Genomic DNA, 25272 nt, shown 5'->3' on the forward strand with positions numbered 1-25272 from the left:
CCCTCTTTCAAGATATCCGGAATAATTACGCATACTCAAGCCAAAATAATGACAAATACTTTTGAAAGAAGGTTCCCCATCTATGGATTTATTATTGGCTCTTCTCCCGGCTTTGTTTTGGGGGAGCATTGTGTTATTCAATGTCAAATTAGGCGGCGGACCGTACAGCCAAACGCTGGGAACAACGATCGGGGCGCTGCTTGTTTCAATTGTGATCTACTTTTTTGTTCAGCCTGTGCTCTCGATGAAGATTTTCCTCGTTGGGATTGTGTCCGGCTTATTTTGGTCACTCGGGCAAAGCAACCAGCTGAAAAGCATTCAATTAATGGGTGTATCAAAGACGATGCCCATCTCCACCGGGATGCAGCTTGTATCAACTTCCTTGTTCGGTGTGATCGTTTTTAAAGAATGGTCCACACCCATCGCAATAACATTAGGAATCCTTGCCCTTATCTTTATCATTGTTGGAATCGTACTCACTTCATTAAATGATAAAAAGGGAGAGGCTGACGGTGAGCCTGGAAACTTTAAAAAAGGCATTGTCATCCTGTTGATTTCGACACTCGGCTATTTGATTTATGTCGTCGTGGCGAGATTGTTCGGCGTTTCCGGCTGGTCGGCTCTTTTTCCGCAGGCGATCGGAATGGTGATTGGCGGAGTGATATTAACCTATAAGCATAAACCCTTTAACAAGTATGCCGTCAGGAATATTCTTCCGGGTCTGATCTGGGCGGCGGGGAATATGTTTTTGTTTATTTCTCAGCCCAGGGTCGGAGTCGCGACAAGCTTTTCACTGTCCCAAATGGGAATTGTTATTTCCACGCTCGGCGGCATTTTTATCCTGCGGGAAAAGAAAACAAAACGTCAGCTTATCGCCATTGCGATCGGCATCATACTGATTATCGTAGCAGCCGTATTCTTAGGGATAGCTAAAGCAAATTCATAACACATATTAGGAGGATGGACATGTATACAGATTTAAAAGGAAAAGTCGTTGCCATTACAGGGGCGTCATCAGGACTGGGAAAATCAATGGCTCTTCGTTTCGGAAAAGAGCAGGCAAAAGTTGTCATTAACTATTTTAACAATGAAAAGGACGCAAACAGCGTAAAAGAAGAAGTCGTTCAAGCTGGCGGCGAAGCGGTGGTCGTTCAAGGAGATGTCACGAAAGAAGATGATGTGAGAAATATCGTCAAAACAGCGATCCAAGAGTTCGGCACATTAGATGTCATGATTAATAATGCAGGCCGTGAAAATCCTGTTGCTTCTCATGAGATGCCGCTTGATGATTGGAACAAAGTCATCAGCACAAACCTGACCGGCGCTTTTTTAGGAAGCCGTGAAGCGATCAAATATTTTGTTGAAAACAATATCAAAGGAAATGTCATCAACATGTCCAGTGTGCATGAAATGATCCCATGGCCATTATTTGTCCACTATGCGGCAAGTAAAGGCGGCATCAAATTAATGACCGAAACATTGGCGCTTGAATACGCGCCGAAAGGCATTCGTGTCAATAATATCGGTCCTGGTGCGATTAACACCCCGATCAACGCGGAAAAATTCGCAGATCCAGTGCAGAAGAAAGACGTAGAAAGCATGATTCCGATGGGTTATATCGGGGAACCTGAGGAAATCGCTTCTGTAGCGGTGTGGCTCGCTTCCAAAGAATCCAGCTATGTAACGGGTATTACTTTGTTTGCTGATGGAGGAATGACCAAATATCCTTCATTCCAAGCAGGACGCGGGTAATCAAAAAAAAGCGATCTCAGATACTTGATCTGGATCGCTTTTTTATTATGCGCGCTTTTTCTTTACAAGTGCGGCAATGGATAGAATAATGGCGGCTGCGGACAGCACGATGGCTGTTATATCAAGCGCTGAAGGACCGGATGCTGCTGCATCGGATTCCTCTTTCGTCTGTGTAGCGCCATGCTCATCTGTTACATTTGCTGATTTTGTAATCTGTGTGATGGAATGAGGCGTGTCAGCGTCCTCATCTCCGGTCCATTCTACAATGCTGCCGTCTTTGTAATATTGATACGCGTCCCAAGCAGCTTGTTCTGCTTTATCAGGATTCTTCGCTACAAAAGTGAACTGCTGGAACTGGCCGGGCTGAATACCGCCGTCCGTTGCTTCCCAAGTGACAGATACTGATTTGTCATCATGCTTTGCGCTTGAGACTTTCCAGCCTGGAACCGGTTCATATTGCTGGAATTCTACACCCTTCGGCATTTTCAGCACAAGCTTTGTCGTCGGCTGGTCTTTTTCCACCGGTACTTTCATTGTATACGTTTCCCATGAGCCTGCTGCTGATTCAGCCGGCTTCACAGACACGTGTGCGCTGGCCGGAACTGTGAAAAATAATAACGATGCCACAACAGCGGGAAGAAAAGCGATTGCATATTTTTTGATCATGACAAAAACTCCTTTTTAATTCGTTTTAGAAAACATGATATTGATTTCATTAAAATCACCGGTTAACCCGTGGACCTTGACCTTCCAGTTGCCCTTTTCATTAATGGACAAATTCTCTGCTTCGAATACGCCTTGCTTTGACTCTTTTAATTGGAAGGTGCTCTTATTTTGATTGCCGGACAATCCTGTTTTATATACGGTGATGCTGATCTGTTGAATATCTTTAACCGGATCGCCGTTATGGTCGGTCACTCTCAGGTCAAACTCATTTTTCCCCGGCTGGTTCGGGCTGATGCTGAGTGAAACCATTTGGCCTTTTTCAATAGCTTTTGATTGGAAAAACGGCTCTGGTACCGGTTCAGGCGGACTTGGCAGGCTTGTAAAGACGGCAGCTGTAATCAGCACGGCAATCCCGATGGCCCACTCGGCCTTTATTGTCCTTCCGATCCCTTTTTGGCGCGGTTTTCTTGTGGACATATAATGGATCGCGCCGAATATGAGCATCATGACAAACAGGCCGCTTTTGAGTAAGAGCGTCTGGCCGTATGCTGTATGGAACAGCGAATCCATCGACCGAATGATAAAGAATCCATTCAGCAATCCGGAGAACAAGATAACACCGACAGACACGAGTGCCCATGGTGAGAAGCGTTTGACAGTTTCCCATGCGAGCGTTTTGTCAGCGTGTTTCCATTCATTCCAAAGCAGCAGCGTAAGAGCCGCAATTCCGCCGACCCAAATGGAGGCAGACGACAGATGAAGGAAATCCATGAATACACCGACCGCTTTTTCTTCCACGACTGCCGCATGCCCGGTAAATGCCTTCGCAAGCAGCAGGCCGAAAAAGAAGATGAGCGGCGCAGTCCAATATTTGAACGAATCAAAGCGGTTCTTGCGTAAAGCCGGGAGGACGGATAGGACAAGCAGCGCGTATAATCCAATCTGAATCATCCAGATGGCGCCTCCCGCGGTTTGCAGCAGGGTTTCCTTTAGATAGCCGGCTTGAAACGCCGCCGCCCAGCCGCCTCCCGCATTTGCCTTTGTTTGGATGGGGAGCTGAAGCAAGAGGGCAATCCCCATACACACAACTGATAGAATCAGTATGTTCCTCGTGCGCCGTATAAGCGGGTCAGACAATTCCGCGGCCGCTTTAAACCAAACGAGATGAAATAAGACCGTTCCGATAAACAGAGAAAACGCTGTGTACAAAACGGCGCGGTCAATGGCTGTTTCAGGGTGAAGCTCGGAACCCGAAGCCTTCTGGCCGCCGAACCCCCCATCGGCTTTTCCGATACTGAACGGGATGACACCGGAAACCGGGTGCCCGTCAGCAGACACCGCGTTCCATTCCGCTCTGTAAATATCCTCGGGCAGGTTCTTTTTCAACTTTGTGATCATGATGTGTTTGTTATCTTTTTTTATGTCTGTATGATTTTTATCAACCCGTTCGCCAGATGAATTGTACACTTTAATGTAATGAAAGCCCTCTTCTACAGGTTCATTAAATTCAATCTCAACCTGTGATGGCGCTTTTTTTAATTCACTGTTTTCACTTGGCGTCGAATTGACAATATAGGCGTGAGCAAAGCTTGTTTTCGGAATGAAAACAAGAAAAAGCAGAAGGATGATCCATATTCTGTTTCGTTTCATTACTCAGACACCACCTTCCGCAATAGATAATGTTATGTCTTGGTGCAGGCGCATCCCTTTTGCCTGTCGTTTAAAATGATTTCGAGCGCTTTGCCGAAGGTGCAGATCGTTCCGCCAAAGCCTTTTTGAAATCGCTCCGCATGGTCAAGCGACGCAAACGGAATGGCCTGTGGCTGACAGCAGTGCAGATCAAGCTCGGCATGCAGCAGAAAAGCAGCAGACGCGGCACTGACCGTTGTTTGCAGCAGAAAGTCTTTGCAGATGAGATGAGAGACCTCTTCCTTTTTATCTTCGTACCGCAAAAACGCGCAATGGGCGCAGCAAAGCTGTTCAACTTCCTGACCCACGGTTATCAGCTGGACTGAATATGTGTGATTAACCGGCTTCAGACAATAACTGCACAGATTTGCCGCTGGTAAAGAACTGTTTTCAGCGAGCGCAATGCCGCCGGACGTTTTGATCACCTGCTTTGTTTTCGCAAGCTGATTCACATCCCTGTAAACCGTCATTTCAGAAACACCGAACCTTGCGCTGATATCCGCTATTCTTAGGGCGCCTTCTTCCTTCAGCCACTCGATCAGCTTCTGCTGCCTGTTAATCGGGAGCATACCGTTTATTCACCCCTTTGTTTTAGTTCATCTTTAGCGTAGATGATTTTACAGGTGTGTACAAGTATGAGAATGATGAAAAATGTGAAAATGTGTTGAACAGCAACAAAACGTATCGCAATCGTCTCTGTTATAATAAAGAGCGTACTGAATGATTGAGAGTGAGGAATACCACATGAAAGAAACATTATGCCCAAACTGCGGCAAACCTTTAACAGGCGACATGGTCAGATCGTCCAATATCCCATGTGCATTTCGCTGCGGACACTGCCGGGAACGGCTTCATGAATATAAAGTATCAGCTCCGATTATGATTGCGGCGCTTGCTTTGATCGTATTTTTGATTTATCTTGCAGAAATCATTCGCAATGCAGTCAGCCCAATCCTTCCGGCGGTTCAGCATATTCCGGTGGCCGTGTTTGCGCTCGTCTGTGCGTATCCCGTTTTTATCGTAAGTGAACGGCTGATGGCGAAGTACGTGATCAGCAATGGAACGATTATTTATAAAGGAAAAAGAAAAGGCTCCTGATTGCGCAGGTGTCTTTTTTTATTTTTAAAATTTTGTCACAGCCTCTGTGCCAAACTCCTCTTTACTTTCAATTGTGTGCTTGATGAAAGCGTTTTAATATGTAGGTAAGGGGCAGACAACATGATGAAAAGCCCTATGATGACAGCACAACAGGGAGGGTTTATATATGCAGCAGCAAGATGAGCAGCAGGCTGGCATGAAAGTGAAAATTCAGCGCTTCGGCAGCTATTTGAGCGGGATGATCATGCCGAATATCGGCGCGTTTATCGCGTGGGGGATTATCACGGCGCTTTTTATTCCGGCGGGATGGCTTCCGAATGAGCAGCTGAATACATTAGTCAGCCCGATGATAACGTATTTACTGCCGCTCTTGATAGCGTATACAGGCGGAAAAATGATTTACGACCACCGAGGCGGAGTCGTCGGAGCGACTGCGGCCATCGGGGTGATTGTCGGATCAGATATTCCAATGTTTTTAGGTGCCATGATCATGGGTCCGTTAGGCGGATACCTGATCAAGCAGATTGATAAATTGTTTAAAGATAAAGTGAGACAAGGCTTTGAAATGCTGATCAACAACTTTACGGCAGGCATTATCGGAGCAATTTTAACGATTATAGCGTTTTACGCCATCGGCCCGGTTGTTCTTTCTTTAAATAAAATTCTGGCGGCCGGTGTTGAAGTGATTGTACACGCCAATTTATTGCCGATTGCGAGTGTGTTCGTTGAACCGGCAAAGGTATTGTTCCTGAATAACGCGATTAACCACGGAATTTTAAGCCCGATCGGAATCGAACAGGCTGCGAATACTGGTAAATCCATTCTGTTCTTGGTTGAAGCGAACCCGGGACCTGGCCTAGGCATTTTGCTGGCGTATATGTTCTTTGGAAAGGGCTCTTCAAAATCAACAGCACCAGGCGCGGCGGTCATTCATTTCTTCGGCGGAATTCACGAGATTTATTTCCCGTACATTTTAATGAAGCCGATGCTGATCCTAGCGGCCATCGCCGGAGGAGCTAGCGGACTGTTAACATTCTCGATCTTTAACGCGGGTCTAGTGGCAGCCTCTTCACCGGGAAGCATCTTCGCCATCCTTGCAATGACACCGAGAGGAAACTATCTGGGCGTCATTGCCGGTGTCATTGTGGCAACCGCCGTATCGTTCATCGTGTCAGCCGTTATCTTAAAATCCTCTAAAGCGGGTGAAGAAGATTTAACGGCCGCAGCGGAAAAAATGCAGGCAATGAAAGGCAAGAACAGCCAAGCGGCAGCCGCTTTGACAGAAACAGAAAAAGAAGCAGCAGAAGCTGAAGAAACAGCTGAAGTAACGCATGAAAACGTAAATAAAATCATTTTTGCATGTGATGCAGGAATGGGATCAAGCGCAATGGGCGCCTCTATTTTAAGAAACAAGGTGAAAAAAGCAGAGCTTGATATCAGTGTCACCAACACGGCGATCAACAACCTGCCAAGTGACACGGATATCGTCATCACTCATAAGGATTTAACAGAACGAGCAAAAGCGAAATTGCCAAACGTGACGCACATTTCGGTTGATAATTTCTTGAACAGCCCGAAATACGATGAGCTGATTGAAAAGCTTAAAAATAATTAGTTGAGAGAAAGAGAGTGTGTTTATGATGCAAGTACTCGCAAAAGAAAACATTAAATTGAATCAGACAGTGAAGTCAAAAGAAGAAGCGATTCGTTTGGCGGGTCAGACGCTGATTGAAAATGGCTATGTGACAGATGACTATATTGCCAAAATGTTTGAACGGGAAGAAACATCATCAACATTTATGGGGAACTTCATTGCCATTCCGCACGGCACGGAGGATGCGAAGGGAGAGGTCCTTCACTCAGGTATCTCCATCATTCACATTCCTGACGGAGTGGAGTACGGTGAGGGCAACACAGCCAAAGTGGTGTTCGGCATCGCCGGAAAAAATAACGAGCACCTTGATATTTTGTCAAACATTGCGATCATTTGTTCAGAAGAAGAAAACATTGAACGGTTAATAAACGCGAAAAGTGAAGAGGAACTGATCGCCATTTTCAACGAGGTGAACTAATATGATTGCCTTACATTTCGGTGCCGGAAATATTGGCCGCGGCTTTATCGGCGCATTGCTTCATCATTCCGGTTATGAAGTGGTGTTTGCAGATGTGAACGCTGAGATGGTTGATGCCCTCAATGAAAAGCGGGAATATACAGTGGAGCTTGCCGAAGCCGGACATTCGTCTGAGGTAATCGGGCCGGTCAGCGCGATCAACAGCGGCAGCCAGCCGGAGGAGCTGTATCGTTTGATCAACGATGCAACGCTTATCACAACAGCGGTCGGGCCTCATGTTTTGAAGCTGATTGCCCCCGCTATCGCCGAAGGATTGAGACGAAGAAGCTCAGCCAATCCATTAAATATCATCGCTTGTGAAAATATGATCGGCGGAAGCAGCTTTTTGAAAAAAGAAATCTATACCCATTTGACGGAAGCGGAGCAGGAAGCTGTCAGCCGCTCTGTCGGTTTCCCTGATTCCGCTGTAGACCGGATTGTGCCGATTCAGCATCATGAAGATCCGCTGAAAGTATCAGTTGAACCGTTTTTTGAATGGGTGATAGATGAATCAGGCTTTAAAGGGAAAACACCGGTGATTGAGGGTGCGCTATTTGTTGATGATTTAACCCCTTTCATCGAAAGAAAGCTGTTTACTGTCAATACAGGCCATGCGGTCACAGCCTATGTCGGCTATCAGCGCGGATTAAAAACGGTGAAAGAAGCCATTGACCATCCGGAAATCCGCCGTGTTGTTCATGCGGCGCTTTTAGAGACAGGCGAGTATCTAGTGAAAACGTACGGCTTTAAGCAAGCGGATCATGAGCAATATATTAAGAAAATCATCGGCCGCTTTGAAAATGAATTTATTTCCGATGATCTCACCCGGGTGGCAAGATCACCGCTCAGAAAGCTCGGAGCGAATGATAGACTGATAGGCCCTGCCAAAAAAATAAAAGAGCCTAACGCATTGGCGGAAGGTATTGCCGCCGCGCTTCGATTTGACTTCAGCGGCGACCCGGAAGCTGTTGAACTGCAAGCGCTGATCGCTGAAAAAGGTTACAGCGGCACACTTCAAGAGGTTTGCGGCATTCAGCCTGATGAACAGCTGCATGCGATCGTCCTAAAGAAATTAAATCAATAATCGTCCGCGCCAAGAAAGGCGCGGGCTTTTTTTTGCCTTCTATAAGTCTGCTATAATAGAAAGAGACTTTAAAAAAACAGCTCTGTCAAAATGGGCTGAGTCAGGATTTGCAAACCCGTGGGGCGCGTCGAATTGATAAAGGCTAATAAACCGGTTTTCTTTCTTTTTTATGCGAGTGATCACATCTGAAACATCAAACGACGGTTCATACGCAGGGAAAAACAATAACACCGGACATGCCGGATGAACGTCAAGGTGATCACGGATTCGAGAGCCGTAATAACAAACGGCGCCGCTCAGCTCAGGCATGCTGCTGCATTTCCACGCAATGGTTGCCCCCGCGCTGAACCCTATGACATATATAATCCGGCCGGCGTTTTTGTTACGCACAATCAACTTTCTGATGATTTTTTCCCCGGCTGTCAGACGATTATGCATTGAGAACTGCTCGTATGCCGCCTTTTCCTCTTTTAATGAATAAACCTCTTGATCTCCGAGAAGATTTGGCGTCATGACATCATAACCCGCCATTTTGATGAGCCGGGCCATCTTTTTTATATGCGAATTCACCCCGTATATTTCATGAATGAGAATGACGAGCGGCTTCTGCAACATGAGGGTCTCCTTCCCGTTTTGTTTTCCATTATATCCTATCAGACGGCAGTCAGCTGGGGTATAATGAATCAAAAAGGATTGAAACTCAATGAATCAATTATCATTACCTCACCGCTACCCATTTTTATTCATTGACGGCGTAACGGAAAGCGAGCCAGGAAAACATGCCGCCGCTTATAAGCTCATTAGTGAAAACGACTGGTTTATCACAGATACACAAAGAGAAATGCCGTTTTCTCTCGTGATTGAAGCACTTGCCCAAACAGCAGCCTTCACCGGCATTACGGATGAGAACCGTCTGGGCTTGCTGTCATCGGTGAAGAAAGCGGAAAAAAACGGAGCAGCGATGCCTGGGGACCGTCTTGACCTGTTCTTTGAAGTCACCCGCAACAAACGGGGGTTTGTTTTTGGCCATGCCAAAGCGTCTGTGAATGGAACCTCCGTTGCAGAGGCGGAAATCGGCATCTATATCGAACAATCATGAAGGTATTCGGTTTAAAAAAAGAAGAAGCGGTATACGAACCGAGAACAGGTGTGTATGCCGTCATCTTCCATCCTTCTTTGGATCAAGTCGGGCTCATCCGGACAGACTGCGGCAAATTGTTTTTGCCGGGAGGCGGCATTGAAGGTCAGGAAACACATGAACAATGTCTCGTGCGAGAGGCGAGAGAAGAAATGGGCTCCGCCATCTCAGTCGGTGAGTATATAGGCAGCGCCAAGAGATATTTTTATTCAACAAAAGAGCATAAGGATTCTTTAAGCATCGGGCACTTTTATATATGTAAAAAGGGTGAAAAGATGTGCGAGCCGACGGAGGAAGACCATCATTATGAATGGGTGCCCTCAGAAGACGCAATCGGCGGGCTGTTTCATGAACACCAAAGCTGGGCTGTACGGGAAGCCGCTCTAAAGAAAAAAACCCTTCACAATAAACCGTGAGGGGTTGCGTTATTTTTTGTCATAGTCTTGTTCGCTTTGTGAGTCTTCTCTTTGATCGCGTTTGTGTTTTTCGTCATTTGCATTTTCCTTTAATTCTTCAAGCGGGATCGGATCGGTCAAGTCGTTATGTTCAGGATTCTCATTTTTATGGTTTTGCTGTTTTCTTTCTTTCATTTTTATCACCTCTCCAATTGTTTTCCTCTTATTTCTTTTGGCCAAACATGTGAAATCGCTTTTTTGTCCCGTTGGGTATAATGTATTAGAATAGACAAGAGACCGACTAAAATAGATAAAGTGAGGTACATATATGCCAATACAAAGAGAAGAAGTGGATATAAAACTAATCGCCATTGATATGGATGGCACCCTGCTGAATGATGAGCAGCTGATATCAGAAGGAAATCGCCAAGCGATACGCGAAGCGGAGGACAAAGGCGTTTACGTGGTAATCAGCACGGGGCGGACGCTAATGACGTGCCGGGAGCTGGCAGAATCACTGAAGCTGTCATCCTATTTAATTACAGCAAACGGAAGCGAGATTTGGGATTCTGAGTTTAACTTGGTAGAGCGCCAGCTGCTTCATACGGATCACATTCAAATGATGTGGGATTTAAAAAATAAGCATAATACAAATTTCTGGGCTTCCACTGTGGATAAAGTGTGGAGAGGTGAATTTCCTGAAACCATCACTGACCATGAATGGCTCAAGTTCGGCTTCGATATAGAAGATGACGATATTAGAAACGAAGTGCTCAAAGAGCTAAAGAAAAACAAAGAACTTGAAATCACGAATTCAAGCCCGACAAACATCGAAGTCAATGCCCTCGGCATTAACAAAGCGGCCGCACTTGCGAAGGTGTCGGAGAAGCTTGACTTCACGATGGAAAATGTCATGGCGATGGGCGACAGCCTGAATGATATCGCGATGATTGAAAAAGCGGGAGTCGGCATCGCTATGGGCAATGCGCAAGATATCGTAAAAGAAACCGCTGACTGGGTCACAGATACAAACATAGAAGACGGTGTCGCTAAAGCAATACGGCACTGGGTATTATAAGGATAAAGTGAAAGCTCCCTCGTTGTGAGGGAGCTTTTGTTATTTTAAAATATGTAAACGCTATCTTCTGGTGCTGGCGGCTTTTTCAGGACTTGCGTGTAATCTAATCGAGCAGTTTCTGGGTAAATGGTAGGTTTTCTGACAAAAGTATTTCGCAATCTGACAAAATTGTTATAATCAAATAAAGTTCAAAAATTCGGAATAATGGTTCCGGATAATGGAACGCTATAAATGAAGCGAATCAGGAGGGGTCTTATGTTTCAGATTGATTTGAATTGTGATTTAGGAGAAAGCTTCGGAGCCTATAGAATCGGGCTTGATGAGGATATTTTGGCATTTGTCACATCTGCGAACATTGCTTGCGGTTTTCATGCTGGGGATCCCGGTGTGATGCGCAAAACAGTTGCGCTTGCGGCTGACAACGGAGTGAAGATCGGCGCGCATCCCGGACTGCCGGATTTACAAGGCTTCGGCCGAAGAAATATCGCGATTACGCCTGAGGAAGCGTATGACCTTGTGATCTATCAGATCGGCGCGCTGTCGGGATTTTTGAAAGCCGAGGGGCTTGAGATGCAGCATGTGAAGCCGCACGGCGCACTTTATAATATGGCTGCAGGCAGCGAGAAGCTGTCACATGCAATTGCCAAAGCCGTTTATAACGTTAACCCGGAGCTTATTCTTTTTGGGCTTGCCGGAAGCGAGCTGGTCAAAGCCGGAGAAAAAATCGGGCTTAAGACGGCTCAAGAAGTCTTTGCTGATCGAACCTATCAAGCAGACGGTACATTGACGCCGCGCTCGCAGCCGGATGCATTAATCCAAGATGATGCCGCGGCTGTCGGACAGGTGATCAAAATGGTGAAAGAAGGAGCCGTAAAATCCCAGCAAGGCCGGGATGTGCCGTTGAAGGCTGATACGGTATGCATTCATGGAGACGGCGCCCATGCGCTGACCTTTGCGAAAAATATCAGAAAAGAACTGAAACAGGCTGGAATTCAAGTAACCCCTATTTCAACCCAAGAGTAATCCGAAAAGGAGGAACAAAAGATGGAGCAGCAGAAAAAAGCAGCAGGAAAGAAGTCAGGCAGCTGGTCATTGCTCATGGGGGCGGCATTCTTAATGGCAACGTCCGCCATCGGCCCGGGTTTTATGACACAAACGGCCACCTTTACCAATACATTGGCGGCAAGCTTCGGATTTGTCATTTTAATCTCTATTATTTTGGACATTTTTGCCCAAACAAATGTATGGCGGATTATTGCGGTTTCCGGAAAACGCGGACAGGAAATCGCGAACATGGTATTACCGGGCTTAGGTTATGTGATCGCGTTCCTCGTCGTTATTGGGGGTCTTGCGTTTAATATCGGAAACATAGGCGGCGCGGGGCTCGGACTGCAGGTTTTATTCGGCATCACGCCTGAAATGGGCGCTTTGATCAGCGCAGTCATTGCCATTTTAATATTTGTTATTAAAGAAGCCGGTAAAGCAATGGACCGCTTTACGCAAATTGCAGGATTCGTCATGATTTTGTTGACGGTTTATGTTGCGGTGACAACTTCTCCGCCGGTCGGACAGGCTGTTGCTAAAACCTTTGTCCCGGAAGATATCAGCATCTTCGCTATCGTGACATTAGTTGGCGGAACCGTCGGCGGTTATATTACATTTGCCGGAGGCCACCGTTTGCTTGATGCCGGAATTAAAGGGAAGGAATCTATTCCCCAAGTGACAAAAAGCTCTGTCGTGGGAATTTTAATTACGTCTATTATGCGGATTGCCCTTTTTCTTGCGGTGCTTGGTGTTGTTTCCAGAGGCCTGCACATTGATGAAAGCAACCCTGCGGCATCTGTGTTTCAGCTTGCGGCTGGAAATGTCGGGTACAAAATATTCGGTTTGATTATGTGGAGTGCTGCTATCACCTCTGTGATCGGAGCCGCTTATACATCCGTTTCGTTTTTCAAAACTTTTTCACCGAAAATCGAGAAAAACTCACGGGGAATCATTATGGGTTTTATCGTGATATCGACATTAAGTTTTGTCACCATTGGCCAGCCTGCTAAAATCCTCGTGCTTGTCGGCTCTTTAAATGGATTGATTCTGCCGATCGCATTGGGAACCCTTCTTGTGGCTGCGTATAAGAAAAACATCGTAGGCGATTATAAACATCCGCTCTGGCTGACGTGCGCAGGAATATTTGTTGTAGTCATTATGGCGATTATGGGGATTTACACATTGTTTACACAAATGCCTACTTTATGGAGCTGATAAAATGGAGTGTTCGTGGAACGAAATGGCGCCGAAGAATGTCCGTGCTTTGATACGGGAGGGGAAAATCAGCGGGCCGACCGCCGGAATGTCCGCGGGTTATGCGCAGGCCAACCTCGTCATTTTAAAAAAAGAGCTTGCTTTTAACTTTCTATTATTTTGCCAGCGCAACCAAAAGCCGTGCCCGGTGCTGGATGTAACGGAAGCGGGCTCTCCCGTTCCGGCAATTATCGCCCCGCAGGCTGATATCAGAACTGATTTGCCCAAATACCGAATCTATCAACACGGTGTTTTGGCTGAGGAAGTGACGGATATTACACCATATTGGGAAGACGATTTTGTCGGGTTTTTAATCGGGTGCAGCTTTTCCTTTGAGCAGGCGCTCATTAATAACGGAATAGGTGTCAGACATATTGAAGAAGGGACAAATGTTCCGATGTACAAAACCAATATAGATTGTGTTCCGGCGGGCCCGTTCTGTGGACAGATGGTTGTCAGTATGAGGCCTGTGCCGGAATGGCAGGCTGTCCGCGCAGCTCAAGTCACTTCACGATTCCCGGCTGTGCATGGCGGTCCGATTCAAATCGGCAACCCGCAAGCCATCGGCATTCATGACCTGAACAAGCCCGATTTCGGAGATGCGGTTAGAGTTCGGGAAGGCGAGGTTCCGGTTTTTTGGGCATGCGGAGTGACGCCGCAAGCCGTCGCAATGCAGGTTAAACCTGAGATGATGATTACACATGCGCCCGGGCACATGCTGATAACCGATATTCGTGATGAAACGCTCGGCGTGCTGTGACACACAACAATGAACTAAACGAGGTGATCTAATTGAACCGACAGACGGCCAAAACGATAGTCAACATGCAGCCGCACGGCGATTCTGCAATTGTGATTCAGTTCGGCGAAGATATTAATGAACAGGTAAACGGCCTTGTCCACGCGGCCGCTGCTTGTATTGAGGAACAGCCGTTTCCGGGATTCATTGAATGTATTCCGGCTTTTACGAGTGTGACGGTCTTTTATGATATATATGAAGTGTATCAGCACATGTCTCAAGAAGTAAGCTCTCCTTATGAACAAGTGAAGGCCTATGTGGCAGCGCGTGTAAACCGCCTGTCAGCAGGAGAAAGAAGCAGCCGCAGGGTTGTCGAGATACCCGTTTGCTATGGCGGCGAATTCGGACCTGATTTAGAAGAGGTTGCGCAGATGAATGAGCTGACATGTGAAGAAGTGATTTCCATACATACAGAAGGAGAATACATGGTTTATATGCTGGGCTTTGCGCCGGGCTTTCCGTTTTTAGGAGGCATGTCGGAACGCATCGCAGCTCCCCGGAAATCGTCGCCAAGACCGTCGATTCCCGCAGGCTCAGTAGGGATTGCCGGGCGTCAGACAGGCGTTTATCCCATCTCTACTCCAGGCGGATGGCAGCTGATCGGCAAAACGCCGCTTGCTCTTTTTCGTCCTGAAGAAAATCCGCCGAGTCTGCTGAGAGCAGGCGATACAGTCAAATTTGTACGAATATCGGAGGCTGAATACAGCGGCTATAAGGAGGGAGCCAATTGAGCATGAAAGTATTAAAACCCGGGCTGCTCACAACGGTCCAGGATACAGGCAGAACCGGCTATCAAAAATATGGCGTGCTGGCAAGCGGGGCTATGGACACCGTCTCGCTTCGCATCGCCAATATGCTGATTGGAAACAGCGAGACAGAAGCCGGGCTGGAGATCACCTTAATGGGCCCCGGCCCGTCGCTTTATTTTTCACAACCGGCGTTAATCGCCGTGACTGGAGCGGACTTTACTCTGCGCATTAATGAAGAAGAGGCTCCGCTGTGGAAGCCGGTATTCGTCCGGGAAAACAGCACAGTCACTTTTGGTCCTTGCAAGCTTGGCTGCCGTGCTTATTTGGCAGCTGCAGGAGGATTTGATGTTCCGGCTGTTATGGAAAGCAAAAGCACATACGTCAGAGCCGGAATCGGAGGATTTCACGGGAGAGCGCTGCAAAAGGAAGACGAACTTCCGATCGGAGAGATGACCGCGCTTTCAAAAAAAATCACTGCTAAATTAAGCACAGAACCGGATCAGAATGGCTTTTCAGCGCCGAATTGGAGCGTCAGCAAGTACAGATTTCTCCCGCTGAAGAAAAATCCCGTTATTCGAGTTGTGGAAGGAAAGCAATTTGCCGATTTTTCAGATAAATCGAAAGACCGGTTTTACGAAGAACCGTTTCGTGTAACACCGCAGTCCGACCGGATGGGCTACAGGCTCAAAGGAGAGCCGCTTGAACTAAAGCAGCCGCTCGAAATGGTTTCAGAAGCGGTATCCTTTGGTACGGTGCAGGTCCCGCCTGACGGAAATCCGATTATTCTTCTTGCGGACAGACAAACGACAGGGGGATATCCGAGAATCGCGCACATCATTGCAGCTGATCTTCCCGCTGCCTCTCAGATCATGCCGGGGGAGCAGATTCATTTTCAGGCTGTTCCCCTTCAGGAGGCGGAAGCTCTTGTCATCAAGAGAGAAAAGCACATGAAAGAATTGCAGACGAGAATCAAGATGGAATGGCTCACTTAAAAAAGGGGATGGAATGATGCAGAACAAAAACAAAACGGTCGTAAAATCTATGGCGCTGCTCAATCTGTTTTTAACTGAACCGAAGCTCACGCTAAGCGAGCTGATTTCTCTATCGGGAATGCCGAAAACCTCTGTCCACCGAATGGTCAGCTCTTTGGAGGAAATGGGACTTCTCAGTCGCGACCGCAATGGCGCCTATACATTGGGTCTTGTATTCCTGGAGTTTGGCCAGCTTGTGTCGGAACGTCTGGATATCAGACAAATCGCAAAACCGGTGATGGAAGAGCTTTGTCAAGAAGTGGACGAAGCCGTACATCTGATTATGAGGGACGGAAATGAAGCGATCTATGTCGAAAAAATCGAAGGTACACAGACCGTCCGCCTGTATACAGCCATCGGCCGCCGCTCTCCTCTGTATGCCGGTGCCTGCGCCCGAAGCATATTGTCCTTTCTGCCGCAGGAACAAATTGAAACATATATCAGACAGACTGAGTTTGTCCCGATCGGCTCAGGAACCATTACAGACCCGGCAGAGCTGCTTCAAACCATCAGTTCGTCTTTAGAAAACGGCTATACCGTCAGCTATTCCGAACTTGAAAACTATACAGCGGCGATCGGCGCCCCGATATTCGGCCATAAAGGGCAAGTGGCGGCCGGCATCAGCATTGCGGGTTTTGAAGCAAGATTTACAAAAGAACGGCTGCCTTATTTAACCGAAAAGGTCAAAGGCGCTGCTTTACAGATTTCTGAAAAAATGGGGTATAAACTGCCGCACACACAGTAGCCAAATTTCCCTCCGCTGCGTACATTAGGATATCAACAATAACGTAGTGGAGGAAAGAATATGAGGATTGAATATACGGCGCTCGGCGATTCTTTGACTGTAGGGAGAGGATCGGGGCTGTTTTCCAGCGGATTCGTCCAGCGCTTCCGGCATATCATGCAAGCTGACTTAGAGGCAGAAGTCTCCGTATCGGTCTTCGCGAAATCCGGGCTTGAAACAGAAGAAATCCTGCACCTGCTGTCGCTGCCACATGTTCAAAAGCGGATACAAACCGCTGATATGATCACTATTACAGGATGCGGAAACGATCTCTTTGAGTCTGTCCGAGCGTTTCAAGAGAACCCGGACGAAACCATTTTTCGCCGCGCATCCGAGCACTGCCACGAAAATTTCGAAAAAATGATCACCCAGATTGCCCGCATCAAGTGGAAAAATGCGCCCCCTTATGCTATCCGAGTCTTCAATTTATACAACCCTTTTCCGGACATCCCAATAGCGGATAAATGGATTACTTCCTATAATTCACACCTCAGCCAATTAGCTTCAGCACCCCATGTGAAAATCGCTGATGTATACAGCGCTTTTAAAGGAAAGGAGAAAGAATACCTATCCTTTGACGGCGTCCACCCCAACAGTCAAGGCTATCAAGTCATGGCTGATACACTGAAAAAGATCGGCTATGGAGAAATAGCTCATTGATAGCAAAAAGCGCTCTTGTCCAGAGCGCTTTTTTAGGCGGCGGACAGAGCGTCTGTCCAAACATTAAAAGAAACTTAAAATTTACCATTCTCTGTTCTATAGACAAAAAAAGTGCGCTAGAATAATGGAGGACAAAGTCAAATATAGGTATTGCGCTCAATATTTCATTTATGAGAAAGGATGGTACTTTTGATTCGCATCATAAAAATGTCTCTTGCATTTATTATCGTTGTGCTTGCTATTTATGCATTTAATTATGCTGAACATACCTCTGTCATTCAGTCGGTTATGCTGGTATTTCTGGGGGCGGTGATGTTCATTCAAGGGGTTGAAGAACGGAAAAGGGAAAACGACAGCTCTGGAAGATTTAACTTCTACACTGCCGGTTTTGTATGGTCCGTCTCTCTTATCGGGTTTACGCTGAATGTCATTTGATTCTATTAAACATCTTGAAAATGCTCGACCACAGGAAACGGAGAATAAAAGCGATGCAGCAAGGCTTTCCATTCTTGATATTCAGCAGACCCGCGAAAGCCTTTTGTGTGATCCTCAAGTGTTTCCCATTCTACGAGCAGCAGATATTTATGAGTTTCTTCCATACATTTTGATAAAGAATGTGTCATATAACCCTTCATCCCGGATATAATCGGGGCCGCCCGGCGGAACGCCTCTTCAAATTCATCCTCGAGCCCTTCTTTTACATACAGCATGGCCGCTTCTCTAATCATGTGATCGCTCCCTTTCTTATAGACAAAGTGTACCAGATACTTCCGCCGAAAAAAGGCTTATATTCTGTTTTTTAGATCTTTCTAGAAAAAAATCCTTGCACGGTTCCTTCATTTTAGGAGAAAATAACAATTGGAAGGCAGGGGGAAAATGTGTTGAAAAAGTGTATTTTATTACTATTATTTATAGGGCTTATCGGCTGTTCAAAAGTAGATTCGGCCGAAGACAGAATGGAAGAGTTCGTTAAAGAATGGAACGGCCAACATTTTGAACAAATGTATCAAAGCCTGTCGAAAGACGCCAAAAAAGAGATATCAAAAAAAGACTTTGTGACTAGGTACAAAACCGTCTATGAACAGGCCGGTGTAAAAAACTTAAAAGTCACTGCAGGCAAACAGGATGAAGAAGATACGAAAAATAAGGACATGCAGCATATTCCATACAAAGTCAGCATGGAAACAAAAGCAGGCAAAGTAGCCTTTGAAAATACAGCGGTGCTCAAAAAAGAGAAAACGGACGACGGGGAATCTTGGAATATTGATTGGGACCCATCCTTTATCTTTAAGCAGCTGGCAGACGAAAAAACCGTGCAAATCGCCAGCGAAGAGCCAAAACGGGGACAAATTTACGATAAAAATGGCAAAGGCTTAGCCATCAATACAGAAGTGCCGGAAATCGGCATTATTCCAGGCCAGCTTGGAGACAAAAAAGCCAAGGTGCTGAAAAAGCTGTCTGAAAAACTGGAGATTTCTGAAGACGATATTGAGAAAAAGCTTTCACAAAACTGGGTGAAAGATGACTCATACGTACCGCTTCAAAAGATAAAACCGGATGAAAAGGATTTAATATCAGAGCTGACATCGCTTGACGGTGTGACGAAAACGAGCGTACGCTCCCGCTATTATCCTTACGGCGAAAAAACGGCTCATCTTACAGGATATATCAAGGCGATAACAGCCGAAGAATTAAAGAAAAAGAAAGACGGCGAATACAGCGATACCTCCAAGATCGGAATCGCAGGCCTTGAAAATGTATATGAAGACAAGCTGAGAGGAACAACTGGCTGGAAAATATACGTGCCTGAAACAGGTGATGTCATTGCCGAAAAGAAAGCGAAAAACGGTGAGGATCTGAACCTTACAATTGATATGAAAACCCAAACGAAATTGTATGACGATTTGAAGGATGACAGCGGAGCGGCAGTCGCGCTTCAGCCGCAAACAGGAGAGACACTTGCTCTTGTCAGCGCTCCTTCCTACGATCCGAACGGATTTATTTTCGGGTGGAACGATAAAGAATGGAAAAAATTAAACTCAAATAAACATCTGCCTTTCTCGGCCAAGTTTAAGAAAACATACGCACCCGGTTCTACAATTAAACCGATTACAGCCGCTATCGGACTGAAAAGCGGGACACTTGACGCTGCAGAAAAGAAAAAAATCACGGGAAAAGAATGGCAGAAGGATTCAAGCTGGGGCGGCTATTCCGTTACAAGGGTGTCAGAGCGCCTTGACGAAGTCAATCTGGAGAATGCGTTAATCACATCAGATAACATTTATTTTGCACAAAACGCGCTTGATATGGGTGCGGATACCTTTACAAAAGGTCTGAAAACTTTCGGATTTGCGGAAGATATCCCATATGAATTTCCGGTTGAAACGTCATCCATTGCCAATGACAAGCTTGATTCCGACATTTTATTGGCGGATTCAGGTTACGGCCAAGGGCAGATGCAAATGTCTCCGCTTCACTTAGCGGCGGCTTATACGCCATTTGCAGCCGACGGCAATTTAGTGAAGCCGAGTCTCGTAAAAAAAGATTCAAAAACAGCCGACATCTGGCATAAACAGGTTGTTTCTAAAGCGGGCGCGGAAGAAATCACAAAAGGATTAAAAGGCGTTGTGGAAGACGAGCGCGGCTCAGCTTATCAGCCGATTGTGAAAGGAATCACCGTAGCCGGAAAAACAGGAACAGCCGAGCTGAAAAAATCAAAAGATGAAGACGGCGCAGAAAACGGCTGGTTTGTCGGATACGATTACAAGAACAAAGACTTGCTGGTGGCTATGATGATTGAAGACGTCAAAAAACGCGGCGGCAGCCATTATGTCGTTGAAAAAGTGAAAAATCAATTTCAATCTAAATAAAAAACCATTTTCGTGAGGCGAAAGGAAAAAGGGCGGAAAAAGCCGAATAAAAAAGCATGAAGCACTTTCTATAAGCTTCTAAAGTCAGCTCAAAGAAAAGAGGGAGTTATATGCAGCGCGTACAGTTGGCGGAAGATCTTCAATTTTCCCGAGTGATACACGGGCTTTGGCGCCTCAATGAATGGAATTATTCAGACAGGGAGCTGCTTCAGTTCATCGAGTGGTGTACGGAACACGGCATCACCACGTTTGATCATGCTGATATTTATGGAGGGTACACATGCGAAAAGCTGTTTGGCAGAGCACTCGCCCTTTCGCCTTCCATAAGAGAAAAAATAGAGCTGGTCACGAAGTGCGGGATTGTCATTGAATCACCGGAACGGCCGAGCCACAGATCGCATCATTATAATACAACCAAGTCCCACATCCTGGCATCCGCTGAGCAATCCTTGCTGAATCTGAACACAGACTATATTGACGTCCTGCTGATTCACAGACCGGACCCGCTCATGGACCCTGAGGGAGTGGCTGAAGCATTTCAGGCGCTGAAATGCTCAGGCAAGGTCAAGTACTTCGGAGTCTCTAACTTTAAAGAACATCAATACCGGATGCTTGAATCCTATTTGCCTGAGCCGCTTGTCACCAATCAAATTGAACTGTCCGCTTATGAATTGGAAAATATTCATGATGGCACTCTGGATTTTTGCCAAGAGAAGCGCATCGCTCCGATGGCTTGGTCACCGCTTGCGGGAGGCAAAGTCTTTTCCGGAGAAATGGACAAAGATTATCGAATACGCGCGGCGCTTGAAGCCGTCCAGTCAGAAATCGGCGCCGCTTCAATGGATGAAGTCATGTATGCTTGGCTGTTTACGCACCCTGCGGGTATTATGCCGATTGTCGGAAGCGGCAAGCGCGAACGGCTTTCTGCTGCGATAGATGCGCTAAAACACAAGCTAAGCCACGAACAATGGTTTCGGATTTACACAAGTGTGCAAGGATATGATATTCCATAACGGAAAAGCATCAGCTATTATGGCTGATGCTTTTTTGTACCCTGTTTTTCAATCCTGTCACACAGTCCAGTGCCAAATTGCCATTTAGTAGTTGTTGAATATATATTGAAAGCGTTTTATATTATAAGGAAAACCTCTTCAGTTGCTCCTGTATACTCCCCTTTCATAACAAATACCGCATCACGAAAGTCTGGAGGCACTTTTCATGTATATGACTGCTAGAGAACAAAAGCTTATGAAACATCTTTTATCGCAAAGCCGGTATGTGACGGTTAATGAGATGGCTGAGGCGATGCAAGTCAGCACAAGGACCATTCACAGGGAATTAAAATCTATCAAGCCTATCATGCAGCGATATAACCTGACTCTCGACAAACAGCCCGGCAAGGGATTAAAGATGGTCGGGAGTATGGAAGGCAAACAAAAGCTCTTGACCGACTTGTCCCAAGAACAGCATGAGTACAGCGCCGATGAACGGAAGCTTCTGATTCTCTGTTCGCTATTAGAGTCTCAGGAGCCGATTAAGCTGTATACCTTAGCAAAGGACTTACAGGTGACCAATGCGACCGTCAGCTATGATTTGGATGAGCTGGAGGAATGGATTTCGCCCTTCGGATTAACGCTGATCCGCAAAAGGGGATTTGGCATTCAGCTTATGGGGCCTGAGGACGCAAAACGGAAAATCGTCGGAAACCTGATCGTCAACCGTTTAGATATTCAGATGTTTTTAGAAGCTGTTGAATTAAATATTAAGGGCAAAACGGACGCATCAGAAAAAATGTTCGGCGTCGTCAGCAAAGGAGAGCTTTTGAAAATGGAACGGGTTCTGTTCCGTCTGAAAGAAAAAACCGCATACCCTCTCTCTGACAGTTCGTATATCGCCCTTGTCGTTCATCTAACCTTTGCGATGGAGCGCATCCAGCTTGGCGAAACCATCAGTATGGAGGCTGAAGAGCTTCATGCATTGAAAAATACGAAGGAATACAGCTCAGCCCTTGAGATTGCCGGTGAGCTAGAAAAGGCATTCGGTGTCACCATTCCCGAAGCGGAAGTCGGCTATATTACCATCCATTTGCGAAGCGCGAATCGTAAATATGAAACCGAATACAAAGCGCAGGAGATCGAACTGGAAATCGCGCTGCAAACGAAACGGCTGATCGCTTTTATTTCTGAAAAAATCAGGATGGATCTCACTGAAAACCGCTCCTTATACGAAGGACTTATTGCCCATCTGGAACCGGCGATGAACAGGATAAAGGAAGGCATGGGCATCTACAATCCGATGAAGGAACAGATCAAACGCGACTACTTTCTCCTTTACATGGCGATCGAAGAAGGGATGGAAAAAAGTTTTCCGGACATGACTTTTTCTGATGATGAGATTGCTTATCTCGTGCTTCATTTCGGTTCCGCGCTGGAGATTAAGAAAGAAGAAGCGAAGATCAAAGCGCTGATCGTCTGTTCAAGCGGCATCGGTTCTTCGAAGATGCTCGCGTCAAGGCTGAAAAAAGAACTGCCCGAAATCCAATCATTCGACATGTCCTCGCTGATCGAGCTGAAGGACCGGGATATCAGGGCGTATGATATGATCGTCTCAACAGTGCCGATTCCTTATGAAAACATAGATTACATTGTGGTCAGCCCGCTGCTGAATGAAGAAGACGCCAATCAGGTCAAGCAGCACATTAAGCGAAAGATCCCGCTGATTCTGGAGAAAAAACGCAGACTGGATAATAGCCGATGTAAAGAAACGGACATCCCCGATACCCTGAAAACAGCGGAGAAAATGGGCCGATATTTGGACTCGATTCAACATGTCCTGAAGAATTTCACCGTCAATAACATAGACACGAAGCCCGATGATGAACCGCTGCCGCACCAGATGTTCCGTCTGCTGGAGGCGGAAGGCTTGATTCATGACGCCAAAAAGGCCGCTGTCTGCCTGCTGGAGCGGGAAAAGCAGGGGGGATTGGGCATCCCTGAAACAGGGATGGCGCTTTACCATCTCAAAAATGATGAAATCGTCCTGCCTTTTTTCAAAATTTATGATCTCTGCAAGCCGTATGAAGTCAATGGCATGGACGGAAAGCCCCTCAGCATGAGCCGTGTGCTTGTCATGATGGCGCCCGCTGATCTGCCGGCTGAGGGGACGGAAATATTAAGCGCTATCAGCTCCGCTATTATCGAAAGCAAAGAGAGCATGAAAGTATTTCAGAATGAAGGAGAACAGGCGCTTTATCAGCGTTTGAACATGCTGTTCCATGCATGGATGAAAGAGAATTTATATCAGTGAAAAAGAAGCACACGCCGGAAAAACGGCGTGTGTTTTTGTATGTCATAAAGTGATGTATGCGAAAGATTCCTATTGCAGAAAATAACTGAAACTGGGACTATTTTATCATTCTCAAATAAAATCATTCCAAAACGAAATTGTTTTACAAGTTATCTTTTTTGGTTTAAAATGGATTTGGAAAAGGAAGATAATCTAACGAGACAATTGAATTATGAACATCATATAGGAGATGAAAATATGAAGACACTACAGCATCTGATTCTGCATGACATGCCGAACAGTGAAGAGATAGAAGCTGTGAAAACCGGAGAGGATACACAGACATACGCCGTTTACCGCAAAAGAATTAACCAGCTTGCGAACGCCCTGCTGCAAAAGGGCATCAAAAAAGGCGATCGGGTCGCAGTGCTTTGTAAAAACGGCAATGCTGCATCAACCGTTATGTTTGCCGCGCTTGAAATTGGCGCAGCGGTGGTCCCTGTCAGCTGGCAGCTGATGCCATATGAGCTTAAAGGAATATTAAAAGCCTGTGAGCCAAAAGCCTTATTTTACGGCAGTGATTTTGAGGACACCATGAAAGAAGTGCTTCCGGAGATTTCATCACTGCATACAACAATCGTAACCGGGACCGCTTCGGAAACAACATCTGAATTTGAAGATCTTTTTGCAGGTCCCGGCCATTTGCCAGAAGCAGAAACGGTATCTGAAGATGATACAGCACTGCTTATGTTCACTTCAGGAACCACTGGCAACCCAAAAAGATGTATGCTGACGCACGGCGGAATTTACAATTATGTAACTGAAACCATTAAAAGCCGAGGCCGCATGAAAGATCTTCGTTTTCTTGCTTGCCATCCGATTTATCACACAAGTGCGATCATCTGTTTAATGCAGGGCACGATAACAGGCGCAACAATCATTTTTACAAATGATCAGGATCCCGCTCATATTCTGAACCTGATAGAGGAAGAAAAGATTCAGTGCGTGATGGCTCTTCCTGTTTTTTATACCTACCTTCTGGAGGAATGGGAAGCCCGCAAGACTGATCTATCATCTGTCTTATACTTTATGACTGGCGGAACAAAGGTGCCGAGCAGCCTGATTCGCCGATATCATGAAATCGGAGTGCCTCTAGTACAAGGCTACGGTAGCACCGAGGCATGGGGTATCAGCACATGGAGCCCGGAAATGGGCTGGGACAAAGCCGCTTCAGCAGGAAAACCGATGTCCGTTGTTGATGTGAAAATCGAGGATCCTGAAACGGGAGAAGAGCTGCCTCAAGGATCTATCGGAGAAGTTGTCGTGCACAGTCCTTTTTTGTTTAAAGGCTACGAAGAAAACCCGGAAGCCACACAAAAAGTGCTGCAAAACGGCTGGTTCCGCACAGGCGATTCAGGTTATATAGATGAGGATGGCTTCATCTTTATTACCGGACGCTATAAGGACGTCATTATTTACGGCGGCGATAACATCTATCCTGACCAGATTGAAGAGGTTGTTCAGCAAGTGCCTGGCATTCTTGAGGCCGCTGTTGTCGGCGTGCCTGACCCGCTCTACGGAGAAAAACCGAAAGCGTTTATTGTCACAAACGGCACTCAAGATCTGACGGAAGAAGATGTTACCCGCTTCTGTACAGAAAGACTGTCCGCTTACAAAATTCCGGAGATTGAATTTGTAGACGAACTTCCGAAAAACAATCTCGGCAAAGTGAAGAAAGATATTTTGCGCAAGCAAGCCACTCACTCATAAGAAAGAAAACCCGGC

The 25272-nt window shown here is 46.2% G+C and carries 27 protein-coding genes; 21 read left to right on the plus strand and 6 right to left on the minus strand.

What is annotated here, in order from left to right; all coding sequences use genetic code 11:
- Positions 1 to 82: 82 nt before the first annotated feature.
- Positions 83 to 946: a RhaT/GlcU family sugar-proton symporter gene (locus AAHT65_RS09140; RefSeq protein WP_004430305.1), complete on the plus strand. Its 864-nt coding sequence runs from the start codon at positions 83 to 85 to the stop codon at positions 944 to 946.
- Between the two features lie 20 nt (positions 947 to 966).
- Positions 967 to 1752, plus strand: coding sequence for a glucose 1-dehydrogenase (gene gdh / locus AAHT65_RS09145; protein WP_004430307.1), 786 nt, complete (start codon positions 967 to 969; stop codon positions 1750 to 1752).
- Positions 1753 to 1797: 45 nt separating this feature from the next.
- On the opposite strand, the gene AAHT65_RS09150 is transcribed toward gdh, so the two are convergent.
- From AAHT65_RS09150 to AAHT65_RS09160, 3 genes are read right to left on the minus strand one after another with little or no spacing between them, the layout of a single operon-like run.
- Positions 1798 to 2418 carry a YcnI family protein gene (locus tag AAHT65_RS09150; RefSeq protein ID WP_343311388.1) on the minus strand — a complete coding sequence of 207 codons (621 nt, stop codon included), beginning with the start codon at positions 2416 to 2418 and terminating at the stop codon, positions 1798 to 1800.
- 15 nt (positions 2419 to 2433) lie between these two features.
- Entirely contained in the window at positions 2434 to 4068 is a 1635-nt protein-coding gene (locus tag AAHT65_RS09155) for a copper resistance protein CopC (RefSeq protein WP_343311389.1), read from the minus strand.
- Positions 4069 to 4100: 32 nt separating this feature from the next.
- On the minus strand, positions 4101 to 4676 hold the full coding sequence (locus tag AAHT65_RS09160; protein WP_212064657.1) for a DeoR family transcriptional regulator: 576 nt from the start codon (positions 4674 to 4676) through the stop codon (positions 4101 to 4103).
- A 175-nt stretch (positions 4677 to 4851) separates the two neighbouring features.
- Here AAHT65_RS09160 and AAHT65_RS09165 point away from each other — a divergent pair, with 175 nt between their 5' ends.
- The 4 genes from AAHT65_RS09165 to AAHT65_RS09180 all read left to right on the plus strand — a co-directional run bounded on the left by AAHT65_RS09165 (position 4852) and on the right by AAHT65_RS09180 (position 8400).
- A complete protein-coding gene (locus tag AAHT65_RS09165; protein WP_004430322.1) occupies positions 4852 to 5205 on the plus strand; it encodes a hypothetical protein in 354 nt (117 codons plus the stop codon).
- Between the two features lie 166 nt (positions 5206 to 5371).
- Positions 5372 to 6820 carry a PTS mannitol transporter subunit IICB gene (locus tag AAHT65_RS09170; RefSeq protein ID WP_343311390.1) on the plus strand — a complete coding sequence of 483 codons (1449 nt, stop codon included), beginning with the start codon at positions 5372 to 5374 and terminating at the stop codon, positions 6818 to 6820.
- Positions 6821 to 6845: 25 nt separating this feature from the next.
- Positions 6846 to 7277, plus strand: coding sequence for a PTS sugar transporter subunit IIA (locus tag AAHT65_RS09175; protein WP_004430324.1), 432 nt, complete (start codon positions 6846 to 6848; stop codon positions 7275 to 7277).
- Between the two features lies 1 nt (position 7278).
- Positions 7279 to 8400, plus strand: coding sequence for a mannitol-1-phosphate 5-dehydrogenase (locus AAHT65_RS09180; RefSeq protein WP_343311391.1), 1122 nt, complete (start codon positions 7279 to 7281; stop codon positions 8398 to 8400).
- 39 nt (positions 8401 to 8439) lie between these two features.
- Here the strand turns inward: AAHT65_RS09180 and AAHT65_RS09185 are convergent, their stop codons facing one another.
- Positions 8440 to 9015, minus strand: a complete 576-nt coding sequence (locus AAHT65_RS09185) for a dienelactone hydrolase family protein (RefSeq protein WP_343311392.1) — start codon at positions 9013 to 9015, stop codon at positions 8440 to 8442.
- 88 nt (positions 9016 to 9103) lie between these two features.
- On the opposite strand from AAHT65_RS09185, the gene AAHT65_RS09190 reads away from it, so the two are divergent.
- Both AAHT65_RS09190 and AAHT65_RS09195 read left to right on the plus strand, forming a co-directional pair.
- On the plus strand, positions 9104 to 9499 hold the full coding sequence (locus AAHT65_RS09190) for a 3-hydroxyacyl-ACP dehydratase FabZ family protein (protein ID WP_004430329.1): 396 nt from the start codon (positions 9104 to 9106) through the stop codon (positions 9497 to 9499).
- A complete protein-coding gene (locus tag AAHT65_RS09195) occupies positions 9496 to 9954 on the plus strand; it encodes an NUDIX hydrolase (RefSeq protein ID WP_106273006.1) in 459 nt (152 codons plus the stop codon). Before AAHT65_RS09190 ends, AAHT65_RS09195 begins: the two co-directional genes overlap by 4 nt.
- Before the next feature lie 9 nt (positions 9955 to 9963).
- Here the strand turns inward: AAHT65_RS09195 and AAHT65_RS09200 are convergent, their stop codons facing one another.
- On the minus strand, positions 9964 to 10128 hold the full coding sequence (locus tag AAHT65_RS09200; protein WP_004430331.1) for a hypothetical protein: 165 nt from the start codon (positions 10126 to 10128) through the stop codon (positions 9964 to 9966).
- A gap of 133 nt (positions 10129 to 10261) precedes the next feature.
- Between AAHT65_RS09200 and AAHT65_RS09205 the strand changes: the two genes are divergently transcribed.
- From AAHT65_RS09205 to AAHT65_RS09245, 9 genes are all read left to right on the plus strand, one after another.
- Positions 10262 to 11011 (plus strand): Cof-type HAD-IIB family hydrolase, encoded by a 750-nt coding sequence (locus AAHT65_RS09205; RefSeq protein ID WP_343311393.1) that lies wholly within the window; start codon positions 10262 to 10264, stop codon positions 11009 to 11011.
- 255 nt (positions 11012 to 11266) lie between these two features.
- Positions 11267 to 12034, plus strand: coding sequence for a LamB/YcsF family protein (locus AAHT65_RS09210; RefSeq protein WP_106360795.1), 768 nt, complete (start codon positions 11267 to 11269; stop codon positions 12032 to 12034).
- Between the two features lie 21 nt (positions 12035 to 12055).
- Positions 12056 to 13270 (plus strand): NRAMP family divalent metal transporter, encoded by a 1215-nt coding sequence (locus AAHT65_RS09215; RefSeq protein ID WP_094231380.1) that lies wholly within the window; start codon positions 12056 to 12058, stop codon positions 13268 to 13270.
- Positions 13271 to 13274: 4 nt separating this feature from the next.
- The gene (locus tag AAHT65_RS09220) at positions 13275 to 14069 is read left to right on the plus strand and encodes a putative hydro-lyase (RefSeq protein WP_406589626.1); all 795 of its coding nucleotides are present in this window, start codon (positions 13275 to 13277) and stop codon (positions 14067 to 14069) included.
- Positions 14070 to 14134: 65 nt separating this feature from the next.
- Positions 14135 to 14839, plus strand: a complete 705-nt coding sequence (gene pxpB, locus AAHT65_RS09225; protein WP_268514973.1) for a 5-oxoprolinase subunit PxpB — start codon at positions 14135 to 14137, stop codon at positions 14837 to 14839.
- 2 nt (positions 14840 to 14841) lie between these two features.
- On the plus strand, positions 14842 to 15849 hold the full coding sequence (locus tag AAHT65_RS09230) for a biotin-dependent carboxyltransferase family protein (protein WP_315917021.1): 1008 nt from the start codon (positions 14842 to 14844) through the stop codon (positions 15847 to 15849).
- Between the two features lie 16 nt (positions 15850 to 15865).
- Complete coding sequence (locus AAHT65_RS09235) at positions 15866 to 16633, plus strand: IclR family transcriptional regulator (RefSeq protein WP_343311523.1); 768 nt, start codon at positions 15866 to 15868, stop codon at positions 16631 to 16633.
- Between the two features lie 60 nt (positions 16634 to 16693).
- Positions 16694 to 17332, plus strand: a complete 639-nt coding sequence (locus AAHT65_RS09240) for a GDSL-type esterase/lipase family protein (protein WP_106273004.1) — start codon at positions 16694 to 16696, stop codon at positions 17330 to 17332.
- Positions 17333 to 17521: 189 nt separating this feature from the next.
- A complete protein-coding gene (locus tag AAHT65_RS09245) occupies positions 17522 to 17767 on the plus strand; it encodes a YczI family protein (RefSeq protein WP_004430360.1) in 246 nt (81 codons plus the stop codon).
- A 5-nt stretch (positions 17768 to 17772) separates the two neighbouring features.
- On the opposite strand, the gene AAHT65_RS09250 is transcribed toward AAHT65_RS09245, so the two are convergent.
- Positions 17773 to 18060 carry an antibiotic biosynthesis monooxygenase gene (locus tag AAHT65_RS09250; RefSeq protein WP_343311394.1) on the minus strand — a complete coding sequence of 96 codons (288 nt, stop codon included), beginning with the start codon at positions 18058 to 18060 and terminating at the stop codon, positions 17773 to 17775.
- A gap of 150 nt (positions 18061 to 18210) precedes the next feature.
- Between AAHT65_RS09250 and AAHT65_RS09255 the strand changes: the two genes are divergently transcribed.
- From AAHT65_RS09255 to AAHT65_RS09270, 4 genes are all read left to right on the plus strand, one after another.
- Entirely contained in the window at positions 18211 to 20202 is a 1992-nt protein-coding gene (locus AAHT65_RS09255) for a penicillin-binding transpeptidase domain-containing protein (protein WP_343311395.1), read from the plus strand.
- A 110-nt stretch (positions 20203 to 20312) separates the two neighbouring features.
- The gene (locus tag AAHT65_RS09260) at positions 20313 to 21215 is read left to right on the plus strand and encodes an aldo/keto reductase (protein WP_151291250.1); all 903 of its coding nucleotides are present in this window, start codon (positions 20313 to 20315) and stop codon (positions 21213 to 21215) included.
- A 205-nt stretch (positions 21216 to 21420) separates the two neighbouring features.
- Positions 21421 to 23508, plus strand: coding sequence for a BglG family transcription antiterminator (locus AAHT65_RS09265; protein ID WP_343311396.1), 2088 nt, complete (start codon positions 21421 to 21423; stop codon positions 23506 to 23508).
- A gap of 237 nt (positions 23509 to 23745) precedes the next feature.
- Entirely contained in the window at positions 23746 to 25257 is a 1512-nt protein-coding gene (locus AAHT65_RS09270) for a class I adenylate-forming enzyme family protein (RefSeq protein WP_094233149.1), read from the plus strand.
- Positions 25258 to 25272: the final 15 nt, after the last annotated feature.

It is taken from the genome of Bacillus atrophaeus (genome assembly GCF_039519175.1).
GTDB classification, from domain to species: Bacteria; Bacillota; Bacilli; order Bacillales; family Bacillaceae; genus Bacillus; species Bacillus atrophaeus.